General features: G+C 53.4%; 12 protein-coding genes. All 12 read right to left on the bottom strand.

Annotated features, from left to right (window positions below):
• Window positions 1–10: 10 nt before the first annotated feature.
• Complete coding sequence (locus Q0721_RS07300) at window positions 11–424, bottom strand: secondary thiamine-phosphate synthase enzyme YjbQ (RefSeq protein ID WP_299027591.1); 414 nt, start codon at window positions 422–424, stop codon at window positions 11–13.
• A gap of 20 nt (window positions 425–444) precedes the next feature.
• Complete coding sequence (locus Q0721_RS07295; protein ID WP_299027587.1) at window positions 445–1,389, bottom strand: PfkB family carbohydrate kinase; 945 nt, start codon at window positions 1,387–1,389, stop codon at window positions 445–447.
• A complete protein-coding gene (locus Q0721_RS07290) occupies window positions 1,386–2,423 on the bottom strand; it encodes a carbohydrate kinase family protein (protein ID WP_299027582.1) in 1,038 nt (345 codons plus the stop codon). Before Q0721_RS07290 ends, Q0721_RS07295 begins: the two co-directional genes overlap by 4 nt.
• A complete protein-coding gene (locus Q0721_RS07285) occupies window positions 2,420–3,103 on the bottom strand; it encodes a phosphoribosylanthranilate isomerase (RefSeq protein WP_299027579.1) in 684 nt (227 codons plus the stop codon). The genes Q0721_RS07290 and Q0721_RS07285 overlap by 4 nt, the downstream gene beginning before the upstream one ends.
• Before the next feature lie 9 nt (window positions 3,104–3,112).
• Window positions 3,113–4,441: an amidohydrolase gene (locus Q0721_RS07280; protein WP_299027576.1), complete on the bottom strand. Its 1,329-nt coding sequence runs from the start codon at window positions 4,439–4,441 to the stop codon at window positions 3,113–3,115.
• A gap of 22 nt (window positions 4,442–4,463) precedes the next feature.
• The gene (locus tag Q0721_RS07275) at window positions 4,464–5,453 is read right to left on the bottom strand and encodes an ADP-ribosylglycohydrolase family protein (RefSeq protein ID WP_299027574.1); all 990 of its coding nucleotides are present in this window, start codon (window positions 5,451–5,453) and stop codon (window positions 4,464–4,466) included.
• 2 nt (window positions 5,454–5,455) lie between these two features.
• A complete protein-coding gene (locus Q0721_RS07270; protein WP_299027571.1) occupies window positions 5,456–6,427 on the bottom strand; it encodes an ABC transporter permease in 972 nt (323 codons plus the stop codon).
• A 3-nt stretch (window positions 6,428–6,430) separates the two neighbouring features.
• Window positions 6,431–7,555 carry an ABC transporter permease gene (locus Q0721_RS07265; RefSeq protein WP_299027568.1) on the bottom strand — a complete coding sequence of 375 codons (1,125 nt, stop codon included), beginning with the start codon at window positions 7,553–7,555 and terminating at the stop codon, window positions 6,431–6,433.
• Window positions 7,552–9,096, bottom strand: coding sequence for an ABC transporter ATP-binding protein (locus Q0721_RS07260; protein ID WP_299027565.1), 1,545 nt, complete (start codon window positions 9,094–9,096; stop codon window positions 7,552–7,554). The genes Q0721_RS07265 and Q0721_RS07260 overlap by 4 nt, the downstream gene beginning before the upstream one ends.
• A gap of 68 nt (window positions 9,097–9,164) precedes the next feature.
• On the bottom strand, window positions 9,165–10,220 hold the full coding sequence (locus Q0721_RS07255; RefSeq protein ID WP_299027562.1) for a BMP family ABC transporter substrate-binding protein: 1,056 nt from the start codon (window positions 10,218–10,220) through the stop codon (window positions 9,165–9,167).
• A 91-nt stretch (window positions 10,221–10,311) separates the two neighbouring features.
• Complete coding sequence (locus tag Q0721_RS07250) at window positions 10,312–11,268, bottom strand: nucleoside hydrolase (protein WP_299027559.1); 957 nt, start codon at window positions 11,266–11,268, stop codon at window positions 10,312–10,314.
• 276 nt (window positions 11,269–11,544) lie between these two features.
• Window positions 11,545–12,237 (bottom strand): endonuclease III, encoded by a 693-nt coding sequence (gene nth / locus Q0721_RS07245; protein WP_299027556.1) that lies wholly within the window; start codon window positions 12,235–12,237, stop codon window positions 11,545–11,547.
• Window positions 12,238–12,262 lie beyond the last annotated feature (25 nt).

Below are 12,262 nucleotides of genomic sequence, written 5' to 3'. Positions count from 1 at the left end.
GGAAGCCTCCCTAATCGGTATCCCGAATCACCCGCACCCACACTTCACGCTGACGCGGCCCATCAAACTCAAAAAAGAGGATGCTCTGCGACCCCCCTAAAGCCACGTCGCCTTGCGTGATCAAGAGTGTCACACTATGTCCCACGAGGGTGGATTTGATATGGCCTGCTGCATCCGCAGGGGTATCGTAAGTATGATGAAAATCTACCCGTGTCGGAACCAGGCGATGAAGTTCCTCAACCAAATCCTGAAGTGTAGCGGGGTCCAGACAGGAATTAAGCGTAATGGCAGCCGTAGTGTGGGGGACATAAAGCACGCAGACGCCTTCCTCTATTCCGCTTTTGCGCACCACTTCCCTTACTGCCTCGGTAATATTGATCAAGCCTTCTCGTACGGTTGTTTCAACCTGCACTCTCTTGAGCATATTTCGTTAAAGCCTCCGTATCAGAAATCAATATCTATTCGAAAAGTGCGCAACACTTGGCGAATTTCATCCGCTGTGGGCACCTGCCGCCCCGAGCCGATCTTTTGCACTTTGGCTGCCCCGGTCGCATTGGCAAAAGTGGCCACATCGGGCAATGACCATCCTTGCAGATAGCCGTATATAAAGGCAGCGGCAAATGCATCACCCGCGCCGGTTGTATCGTGGAGAGATACCGGAAATCCCGGCGCAACAACCATGTCGGTGCGTGTGTACACCGTACACCCTTTTACTCCTTGCTTGACCACTACCACGCCAGGACCACGCTCCAAAAGCACCTCAATACCCTCTATACCCACGCGCCCCTCTGTCACCAGGGGTATCTCGGCCTCGGTCAGGAGAATCACTCGCGTACAACGCAGCAAACGCTCTAAACGCTCCGCAGAGGCCCGTAACTGGGGACCCGGGTCAAAAAAAACCGGGATCTGGCGCTGGTGAGCCACCTCAACCAGTTGGAGCATGCTTTCCACCAGGGGTCTCTCCATAAAGGTGTAACCCCAAACTTGTAATGCCCGGATCTCTTTGAGAAAAGCATTCACCCACGCGCCGAGCAGTACCTCAGGCCCCTCACCGCTACGCCCCAAAAACACATGGTTCCCCAATCGGTCCACCAAAACCACTACGGTGGTCGTCGTCCCTCCAGGCAAACGGTGAACAGCAGACACATCCACCCTTTCTTCCTGCAAAATTTGCAACACCATGCTGCCAAACGCATCCTCTCCCACGGCACCGCCTGCTCGCATATGCATGCCCAAACGCTGGCCGGTGATGAGAAAGTTGCCCGCTCCTCCCGGTTCAATACGAACGTAATCTAACAACTGATCTCGGGCTGCTTCAACAGGTAATGCTGGCACACCCGCGACGATATCCACTACCAAATCACCAAATGACGCCACTTGAAATGTCATGACCATCCCTCTTGTGAGGTTGGAAGGATATCTTCTAGAGAAACGAGGAAACGTTTCAGAGTGGTTATGGCCCCCTCATAGGGGAGCCAATCGGTTAATGGAGCAATCTCCTGTAAGTATGGGAATAGAACCTCAGGACCAGGTAAAGCCAGGCCAGCTCCGTAAACACGGGTAGCCAAGGCCCCGAGGGCATTGGCCAGTACAGCAGTCGGAGCAAGCCCCAGCCCATGCACATATCCGCAAATGACTCCCGCCGTAAAGGAATCGCCCGCTCCTGTGGTATCCCGAACATTGACTGGAAAAGCGGGCAAGTAAATGCGATGCTCATGATCAGCCAGCCAGCACCCCTCAGACCCCATCTTTAACGCTGCCCAAGTCATTCCTAAACCCAAAAGCCAATCCAAAGCCTCTTCGGGATGCCGATATCCGCTAAGATAGGCTACTTCCGCCATGCCCAGGATGCCCACTGAAACGCGAGACAAAACGCTTTCAAAGACGTCCGGGGCGTCCATCACGGGTTGTAACCCGCTATCCAGGCATATGGGGAGAGAAACCGCTTCTGCCTGTGATAACGCGGCAAACGCGGTTTCTCGTTGCGGAGGAGCAAGCAAAGCATAACCTGAGAGGTGCACGAGATCGGCTGAACGTAGCACCTCTGTATTCAAGTGATGTGGTGCAAAAGCGGTATTCGCTCCACGATAGGAGAACATGGTTCGCTCTCCATCAGGCGTCACTGCGATAAACGTCAAGCCAGTCATGCAGCTCGGTTGCTTCACCACTCCCCGGAGATCGATCTCTAAGGGCTGTAAGGCTTGACACAAATAATCTCCCCATAAATCCCGCCCAATACTCCCCAGTAATGCACAATCAACCCCCAACCGCCGAAGCACCACCGCTGTGTTGACCACTGTGCCACCAATCTGCACCGATGCCGTTTCAGCAAGGCCATCCCAACCGGGTTGCGGAAAACGGGAAATCGTCAACAAGGTATCAATGTTGAGATCACCCAGCAAAGCAACCCGCGGATGCTTCACCCTCTCTCCTCCTGGATGGCCCGGCGCACAGCCTGTACAAACGCCGCAATGCGTTGCAGATCCTTTTCAACAGGCGACCCAGGGCGATTCGTGTGAGTGTTTGAGTCCACACCGTAGGGTCGAACTTGCTGAATGGCCTGAGCTACATTTTCCGCACTTAAGCCGCCCGCCAGAATGACGGGTACATTTACTGCTTCAACGACTCGACGACTTAGTTGCCAATCATGGGTGTGTCCCGTCGCTCCTACACCGGGGAATCCTCTTATCTTGGTATCTAAAAGGAGAAAATCACTATAAGGTGCAAAGCGAAGGGCCAATTCCAGGCTCTCCTCCCCTGCCACTGGAATGGCTTTCATCAGGCGAATTGTTTCAGGAAGACGCTGTCTCAATGTCCGCATGGCTGTTTCGTCCACATCCAGTGGATCGGTCGAGATATGGACAATGTGTGGCTTAACCGCATAGGCCATGCGCACAATTTCATCCACCTCGGTCGCCATGGTAAGGGCCACACTTACGGCATGCACAGGCAACCCCTCAACCAGGCTGCGGGCTTCAGAAAAGTCCAATTCCCCATACACCAGGCCATAGCGCCCAGCCACAAACCCAACGTGATTGACCCCTAAATCCACGGCCGCCAATGCGTCCGCCAGGCGGGTGAAGGCATAAATCTGAATAATCATCCCCCCTCCTCATACCGGATAAGTAGCAATTCGCCGTCCGGGCACACGCTGACTCAGACGCTCCAGGCGTCTCTGAACCTCTTCCTTGATCTTAGTTTTATCCAACGTGAGCAGACGGCGATCTCGCATGAGCACTTGCCCGTTGCAAATAACCGTGTCCACATCCTGCGCTGAGGCACTGTAGATGAGATTGGCCGCCGGATTGTAGCGTGGGAACATGGCCGCACGATCCTGGCGGAGGAGCGCAACATCAGCCAAATAACCCGGCTTGAGGGCACCCAGTGCCCCAGCCTGTTGCACCACTCTTGCCCCGCCCTCAAAAGCAATCTCCAGAACCTCGGCAATAGGCATCACGGTTGAATCACGTGCTGCGTCCTTTTGGGTCAAGGCCAACAGACGCATTTGCTCCAAAATATCCAGAGTGTTATTGCTGACTACACCATCTGTGGCCAATCCCACGGGAATACCGGCGCTTCGGAACCGAGATATTGGCGCTGTACCCATCCCCAGTTTCAAATATGTCTTGGGAGCGTGCGCAATGCCAGTGGGGTGATCGGCCAGGATCTTGTAATCCTCCTCCTCAGGATAGAGGCAATGCGCCAAAAGGGTGGGGACTTCCAAAACTTTGCTTTCCAATAACACTCGTATGGGTGACTTGCCGTAAAGCTGGCGGCTATATGCAACCTGGGCTGCCGTCTCTGAAACGTGAATATGAATTCCTACCCCCATATCGCGAGCGTAGTGAGCACAAAGTCGCAGAAAATCTGGCGTCGTGGTATAAGGCGCATGTGGCCCCAGCCAAGTGGTAATTCGTCCTTCAGCCGCTCCTTGCCAGCGCTGTATAAATTGAACCGTCCGCGCCAGTTTTGACTCTCCTTCGTGACCAAAGACAGCCCAGACCAAGTTAGCTCGGAGACCCGCCTCACTCACGGCCTGAGCCACCTCATCCATGAAGAAATAATGATCCGCAACGTAAGTAACGCCGGCCTCGATCATCTCCGCCAGTCCCAGCAGTGTTCCCCAGTAAACATCCTCGGACGTTAAGTTGGACTCAAGGGGAAAAATGTAATCATTGAACCACGCCTCGATAGTAACATCCTCTGCCAGGCCTCGAAAGAGCACCATTGGGACATGGGCGTGCGTGTTGATCAATCCCGGAATGGCCAACAACCCTTGAGCAGGAAGCCGCTCGACTTCATTCGAGATGGGCAAACAACCTGTTGGCTCAATGGCCTTGATATAGGCTCCCTCAATCAAAATATCCTGCCGAGGCGAGAAATGTACAGCGCCGTTCTCGACGGTCAGGATGTCACAACCCTCAATTAGCAACGCTTGCATGATGCATCTCCTAATAATCGCTTTATTGAGTTACTAATTGATATAATTCCTCTGCAACTGCCTCAAAATCCAGTTCTGGGTTAGCCAATCGCAGTTGCTCCAACCATTTTGGGTCAAAGGCTTCAATCCCCCTCCAGGCACCAGCAATCGCACAGGCAATAGCGGTCACTGTATCGGCATCACCGGAAAGAGCCGCACCATACATGGCTGTGCGATGAATGTCGCCCTCAGCCATTACCAACACCCCAAATGCCGCCGGCACCGCTTCGGTAATCGCCAAACCTGCTCCGACGACATCATAAAGTGCTTGTAAACGCTCTCGTTCATCCCCGGGCCCGCGGACGATCTCCAGCGCCAGGTCAATACGCCGGGCAACGGACGCCCCCATCCAGACATGCCCCATTTTCAATCCCACCATGGCTGCGTCTTTGGCCACCTCCACAATGTCCTCTAATCGCGCCTCCGAACGCATCGCCGTAGCAATGGCCGCAGCCACTGCAGCGGCTCCCGAAACCGCCACATTCGTGTGATGGGTGGGAATACAGGATAAGTAAGCATCGGCAATTGCTCCTTTGGAGTCACCCGGGTGCATCAACCCTACCGGAGAAACGCGCATCGCCGCGCCGTTGGTATCCCCAAACCGCCCGACTTGGTAAAGATCCTCCCCCCGCTTTAAGGCTTGAATTGCCCGCCGGGTCGAAGGTCCCACATACGGGGAACGATCCCCCCCAATTCGCTCATACCAGGCCATCAAGGCCCGCGCAGTCCCCTCCGCACTAACCCGTCCCTCCGAGAGAATGGCCTGCGCTAGGGCAAACGCCTGTTCGGTATCATCCGTCACCCGCCCAGCCGGCAAACCCGCATGAACCGGGTGATCCTCTGGTGCAGGCATGAAAGTCTCCACCCACCCCCCAAAATACTCCCAAGTGGCCTCTGGAGTTAGCAGAGCCGGCATCCCCCAAGCATCTCCCAACGCCTGTCCATAAAGCCCACCCAAAATTTTGTTCAGCATGATCAATCTCCTAAAGCGCGGGTCTCGGCCAAGTGCTTCTCTTGAAAACGGCGCGCCCGCTCAACGGCCTGTGCACGCTGGCGAATGGAATATACTACCAACGCAAGCACAGTCGCCGCATAAGGGATCATTTGCACCCATTGCGAAGGGATTGCCAGTGACCCCAACTGGTTGGAAAGAGCGTCAAAGAAGCCAAACAAAATAGCGGCGATCAGTGTCCCCCAGGGGGTCCGCCCGCCAAGAAAAACCGCGGCCAAGGCAATAAACCCTCGCCCTGCCGTCATCTCACGTTGAAACAGGGTCAGGTAAGCCATGGAAAGATTCAGTCCCCCCAAAGAGGCCAAAACCCCACTCATCAACAATGCCCCCAACCGGATCCGTCGAACATTAAGCCCTAACGAAGCCGCTGCTTCAGGATTTTCCCCCACGGCTCGTAAATGCACTCCCTGGGGAGTCCGATACAGATAAATTGAAACGAACCAAGTAAGAATGAACGCCAAGTAGGTGAAAATGTTGTGCCCGCTCAGGATCGTCCCCACTACCGGAATGTCCTTGATGAGTGGGATATTAATCACGGGCACCGCCTTGCTCGCCAGTGTCGAAGAACTCCCCTTATCACCGGTCAGCACATATAACAAGAAAATTGTGCCACCTGTGGCCATAATGTTGATCGCAATACCCGAGAGGATAAGATCGGCTCCAAGGTAAAGATGAAAGTAAGCCAGAAAAGCCGCCACCAGCATCCCCGAGAGAATTCCGGCAATAACCCCTAGCCAGACGTTCTGGGTGAAAGCCGAGATAACCACTCCCGTGAAAGCCGCTACCAGCATGATGCCTTCTAGCGCAATATTGGTGGCTCCACTTAACTCTGAAATCAAACCACCCAGCGCTGGCAGAATTAGAGGGGTGCTGATGCGTAAAACACTGGCAACGAACAAAGCGCTAAAGATTCCCTTGAGAACAAGTTCCCACATGGCTTAGTGGCCTCCCTCTGCCAGAGATGTTGCTGGCTGGGCTTCCCGACGTGCCGCCACGCGTTGCTGGATGACAGGTAACACTTGTTCAGCAGTTACCAACAAGATGATTAATGCCTGAATGACCAGGACCATCTCGCGCGAGACATCAGAACTACGCTCCATAATATCGGCTCCTGCTCGCAAATACCCATATGCCAACGCTGAGAGTGGGACGAAAAGCGGGTTATTACGTGCCATCAGCGCCACCACAATGCCCTCAAACCCAATCCCAAGCGATATGTTTTGAATCAGTTTGGTGTGAATGCCCATGGCGAGATGGGCGCCTGCCAACCCAGCGAAAACACCACTCACCGCAAATGCCAGGATAATAGCCTGTTTGACATTAATACCACCGTAACGCGCAAACTTAATGTTGGCCCCAATCATGCGCAGTTCATAACCAAAGGGGGTACGATACATGAGATAGTAAGCCACCAGAACAGCCAAGATGGTCAGATACAACATGACTGTAATATTCGTCTGGCTCATAAAACGCGCGCGCAAATCAGCCAAAAAAGGTAAAGCCGGGACGAACGAAGGCAAAATCCCATCCTTGGTAAAAGTTGCCGAAGCGTTATAACCTGCATTGGGTGGTTTGATGTGGAAAATCAAAAAATAGTCATAGAGTTTCAACGCAATAGTGTTCAACATCAGGGTGGACACGATTTCGTTCGCGTTCAAATGGGCCTTAAGATAGCCAGGGAGATATCCCCATAGGAAGCCCACCCCCATCGCGGCTACAAGCGCTAATGGAACCCGCAGATAACCCGGTAAGGGAACGAACAGAGCAATCGAACCTGAGACCAAAGCGCCCAATAAGATCTGGCCTTCAGCCCCCAGGCTAAATTGCTTGGATTTGAAGACCAGTGCAACGGCTAACCCCACCAGAGTCAAGGTGATCGACTCCTCAATCCAATCTCCAAAGCGATTAAACCGGGAAAGCGGACCGAGTAAAAAAGCGCGATAGGCTTCAAGCGGCTGTTTAGAAACCAGCAAGGTTATAAAGAAACCGAGCAGCAACGCCGCAGAGACAGCAATCAAAATGCGCAAAAACTCTCGTAAGGCCGGCTTGCGCAATAGTTTCATAGATAGGCCTCCATCTCCTCTGGGGACTGCCGTTTTACCCCCAACATGTAATAACCAATTTCTTCCTCCGTCGCCTTTGCCGCCTCCGGAAAGACGCCCGTAATCTGTCCTTCATACATCACAACCAAGCGATCCGATAGACTCATCACCTCGGCCAGATCAGCTGAAACCAGCAAGACCGCCGTGCCACGGTTGCGTTGTTCAACCAATTGCTCACGGATGAACTCGGTTGCTCCCACATCCACCCCACGCGTCGGTTGTGCTGCGATGAGTAATTGGGGTTGGCTGGAAAACTCGCGTGCCAGGATCACCTTCTGCATGTTTCCCCCTGAAAGCGAAGCCACAGGCACCTCGCCCCCGGGCGTGCGAATATCGAACCTCTCAATCAACTGCTGTCCATGCTGCCTGACTTCTTTATTGTCAATAAACCACCCTCGCCGAAACGGAGGGCGGAAGTAGCGATCCACGATCAAGTTCTCATTAATCGTGGCTGTCAAGGCCAGACCATTGGTCAGCCGGTCTTCAGGAATATGCGCAACTCCAGCCAACCGCACAGCCCGTGGACTACGATTCAGAATAGGGGTTCCCAGCACTCTGGCCTCGCCTCCGGTGGCAGGCCGTAATCCGGTTAGCACCTCAACCAGTTCCGTTTGTCCATTGCCCTCTACGCCCGCCACCCCCAGGATTTCACCCGCATATACGCTGAACGAAACCCCACGGAGCACCTGGCGGCCCGTTTCAGACACATAAGTCAAATCACGGACCTCGAGAACCTTTTCACCTCGTGCCCGCAGAGGCTTGGAAACTTCCAGGAAGACATCTCGTCCCACCATCATCCGAGCCAACCCCTCGCGGGTGGCCTCATGGGTGGGAAGCGTGCCCATTACCTTGCCCCCTCGCATCACTGTCACCCGATCTGAGATTTCCTTGACCTCGCGCAACTTATGGGTGATAAAAATCACTGTCTTACCTTGCTTAACTAGAGTTCGAATGGACTTAAATAATTCCATTGTTTCTTGAGGTGTTAGCACAGCAGTGGGTTCATCCAAAATGAGAATCTCTGCCCCGCGATACAGGATTTTGAGAATCTCTACCCGCTGGCGCATCCCCACATTAACGCTCTCAATAGTGGCTTCGGGATCCACCTTCAAGCCATATTGGCGTGAAAGCTCTTCCGTAATCTGGATTGCCGCCTTGCGATCCAAAAGGCCGCGCCGGGTTGGTTCTTTCCCCAGCACCACGTTCTCGGCCACAGTGAGCGATGGAATCTGCATAAAATTCTGGTGCACCATCCCAATGCCCAATTGAATGGCATCCTGGGGTGAATGAAAGTGCACTGCCCTACCATTGACACGTATAACCCCAGAGGTTGGGCGCTCCTCACCGTAGAGAATTTTCATCAGAGTAGTTTTCCCTGCCCCATTTTCTCCTACCAGTGCATGAATCTCCCCCCGCTCAACCGAAAAAGTTACACCATCGTTGGCAACCACCCCATTCGGGTAAATCTTGATAATTTGATCCATCTCAACCAGAACCGCCATGCCACCTCCACTGCCCCTTCCATAACAGGTGGGGACACGAACATGTGTCCCCACCTGTCAAACCGCTCCTATTTGAAGACAGTATCCACAACAATCTTGCCTTCAAGGATGTCTTTCTCAGCCTGATCGATTTTGGCCTTTACCTCGGCAGGTGTGAACTGGTCATAATACTTATTCTTAGCCAGACCTACGCCGCCTTCTGCGATACCCAGCGCCTCGGCCTGCCCATAGGGCAACTTGCCTTCCAAGTGTAGTTTGATGGCGCGGTAGAGGCTATTATCAACATTCTTCATCATCGAGGTAAGGATGTGCTTGGCTTGCTCGGGGTTGGTGGTTTCCACAATCAATGCCTGATCCGAATCCACCCCGATGGCATATTTGTTCACCTCCTGAGCCGCCTGGAAGATGCCAACCCCCGTGCCGCCAGCAATATTGAAGACAATATCTGCCCCTTGCTGGTACATAGCCAGGGCAATCTCTTTCCCCTTGGCTGGATCATTCCAGCCACCCGCATACTGCACAATCACATTCTGCTCCGAGAGGCCAGCGTCTTTAGCGCCCTGTTTGTAACCCACAATGAAGTCATTGATGACCGGGATATCTTGCCCTCCAATGGCACCCACAATCTTGGATTGTGACATCAATCCGGCATACAGTCCCGCCAGATACGAGCCTTCGTTTTGTTTGTAGGTCACCGAGTAAACATTCTTGCAATCACACTTGCTGTAATCCACCGAAACATCGTAAATGATAAACTTCTTATCCGGATACTTTGGGGCGACTTCCTGGAGAAATTCCGACATCTGGAAAGTGCCCACGATTAAGATGTCATACTCCTCATTGGCGGCTGCGTCTTCGAGGGCCGGCTTCCACTTGGCCGGGTCAATTCCCGCTTCAATAGTTTTGACCTCAATGCCAAAATCCTTCTTTGCCATTTCCATGCCACGATTCGCCGAATCAAAGAAGGATTTATCTCCCAACACTCCGTTGATCAGGTTAACCACCTTGAGTTTCTTCTCGGTTGGTGGTGCCTGAGTGACACCCTGCTGAGAGGGTGCACAGGCCGCTAAAACCAGAGCCAGCACCACCAGCACATATCCTAAGACCAAAGCCTTTGACTTCATGACCTCCACCTCCTGGAAATAGTTGAGTAACGAACCAGATCTAAATTCTTAGAGTAATTTTCGGGTTCTTATTCCTCGAGATCACCTCCTTTCAGTTTCCACCAATAAGCAAATCACGCAGAACCTCAAGACCCATCTGCAAATCCAGCCGGGTCACAAGGTACAGATTCGGATCAGACCCCCCTGGCAACCACGAAATGGCCAGTAGGCCTCGTCCTAAACGCCCCTCCGTCTCAACACTTGCGTGCACGGGGATACTTTCCTGAACACACTCAGGGTAGAGAGCCACTAGCATTGCCAGAAAATCGGGTAAAACAATCCCGGGTAACCCAAGGCGTTGAAGACGCTCGCGCAGGTAACCAGTAATGTTTCGCAGAAATTGCGTCCGCGGGTTCTTACATTGCAGCAAGGCATCAAACTCTGCCCAAGCAATGGGATAACGCAACGAGGTTTCCCACGGTAATAGCCACACCTCTTTGAATCCTGCTCCCAGAACCCGTGCCGCCGCTTCAGGATCAGCAAAGAAGTTAAACTCAGCTACTGCTGAAGCATTCCCCCGCGCTTCAGAGGTGCCTCCCATAATGACCAGACGCGCTACATACCGCGGTAAGTCAGGCTTCAAAGCGAGCGCCAATGCCAGGTTAGTCAGTGGACCCAAAGATACCAAATGGGTCCGTATGGGTTCTGGCTGATGGGTTAACCACTGCACCAGCGCAACTGCCGCTATACTGGAACGTGTTTGACGCATAGAGGGTTGCATCCAGGCGGTGACCCCGCCCAGTCCATCCGGCCCCATGATGTCAGAAGCGTCCAGGGGAGCCCCTAAAAGCGGACGCGAGGCTCCTCCATAAACGGGCACCTCGCGTCCCATCACATCCAGAACGAGGCTGACGTTCTGCGTGGCCTGCCTGACCGGAACATTACCATGTACCGTTGTGATGGCCAGCGGGTGTCCCCGAGGACTGGCCAGGGCAAGCATCAGAGCACCGGCATCATCTACACCGGCATCTGTATCTATAAGGAGAGGGATTGGGGGCGAATAATCCAATGTGAGCCTCAGAATAGGATGATCGGGAAACAAACCAACTAACTACCCGTCCAAGGGACGGATGACTTAGGAGTCAGAGAGTCTCGCGGGGCAGGGGAGAGTGCTTGTTTTCTGTGTATTCGGGGTGAGATGGGAACAGCCTCTAAACCAAAAACTGCATTGATTATATAGATGGGCCAATTCCCTTGTCAAGCCAAACAAGGTTGATTTGTCTGGCAATTTTGTGAATTCTGAAGCTTGCCCCCTTCCCTACGAGGTGCAAGGCCACCCAAATTCTCAGGTTTCATCCCTCAGACGACGCTGATAATCATCGCAGAGATCGTTTAGAGGGCACTCGGAGCAACGCGGACTCCGCGCCAGGCAAATCTCTCGCCCCAAACGAATAAGATTGAGGTGAGCGCTTCCATAAGTTTCCGGGGGGAAGAGAGTAGCCAAGTGAACATGGGCTTGCTCAACGCTCATTTTGGCGGGGCGCAATCCCAACCGTCCGCTAACCCGATAAATGTGGGTGTCGACTGGAAACGAAGGCTTTCCTAAAGCAAACTGCAACACAATGGCAGCCGTTTTTGGCCCCACTCCATTGAAGCGCATCAACCAGGCTCGCGCCTCTTCTGAAGACATCTTCTCTAAGAAGGAAAGATCGAGCGATCCCTGTTCAGCCGTGATCTGACGCAACACGGCCTGAATGCGCGGACCCTTCTGATTGGCTAAGCCAGCTGGCCGAATGGCCTCAATAACTGCTTCTGGATCGGCATCACGTACAGCCTCCCAGCTCGGGAAACGCGCCCTCAAGCGTTCAAAAGCCACATCGCGATTGCGATCATTGGTGTTCTGGGAAAGAATGGTGGACACCAATTCTTCCAGAGCCGAAAGCGGCCTGTGCCAGCGCGGCTCACCGAATCGTTGTAACAGCCGTTCATAGACCTGCCTGGCTTTGGCAACCAGATGTGGATCTGATTGTCCTTCCACAACTCCTTACTACCTCGCCTGTAAA

This window comes from uncultured Thermanaerothrix sp. (assembly GCF_938028735.1).
GTDB lineage: Bacteria > Chloroflexota > Anaerolineae > Anaerolineales > Anaerolineaceae > Thermanaerothrix.
Note: the sequence above shows the minus strand (reverse complement) of the source record. Positions and strands in the feature narration are given on the sequence as shown.